We start from the raw sequence: 723 nt of genomic DNA, 5'->3' as shown, positions 1-723 counted from the left end.
CGGTGTTCAACGTCTGAGCTTCGCTCCAGCGCCTCCCGTCCTCGACCCGCAGAATGTAGAGCGGTGTGAAAGGGCGGCAGCAGACCTACAGAAGGACAGCAGGCCTTCGGATTATGCAGAGTGAATCCGGTCTCCAACCCACGCTGCGGACCTTTCTTGCCCGCGGACTCCGCATAATCGTGGGCTCCGCATAATTCCTGAAGATTACGGCTGGACGGAGGTAGCGCTCGCTGGCGTTGTTGGTCGCCGGCACACCGCGGTTGGTAATGCAGACGAACAGCTCACAGCGCACGCGCCGGATCTGCCCGCGCAGCTTCTCGCCGGCGCGGCTGTCCGATGACCGCGTGACCAGCTCATCGAGGTCCCGATCGAGGCGACATCGGTACTGGTAGAGGGTGCTGTCCTGGAGATCCTCGCGCCGCCGGGCGATATCGACGGCGCGCAGCAGGAGGTCCTTGAGCGGCGGGGCAAACACCGTGTCGCCGGCGTCGATGGCGTATTGCGCATCCCGCAGCAGGTGGGCGAGGCAGAGCTGCCGGCTCTCGCCGTGTCCGTTCTGCGCGGCGAAACGGTCGGAGACCCAGACCGCGGGGACGTGCTCGCCGAGCACCTCCCGGACGACCGCCTTGCCGCGGCTGGGCGCCACCTTGTGCAGCACCGCGGTGGCGCAGCCGAACACCCATTGCCAGTATTTCTGGCCGGCTACCCGAGCGCCGGTCTCGT

Annotated in this window: 1 protein-coding gene; it reads right to left on the bottom strand. The window is 66.5% G+C overall.

Annotation, left to right across the window (positions count from 1 at the left end; translation table 11 throughout):
- Positions 1-85 precede the first annotated feature (85 nt).
- The coding region (locus CKO28_RS27815) for an IS66 family transposase (protein ID WP_200344794.1) at positions 86-723 on the bottom strand (638 nt) is incomplete at its 5' end.

The organism is Rhodovibrio sodomensis (assembly GCF_016583645.1).
Classification (GTDB): Bacteria; Pseudomonadota; Alphaproteobacteria; order Kiloniellales; family Rhodovibrionaceae; genus Rhodovibrio; species Rhodovibrio sodomensis.
The sequence above is the reverse complement of the archived record's forward strand: the minus strand, read 5'-3'. Positions and strand labels throughout refer to the sequence as shown.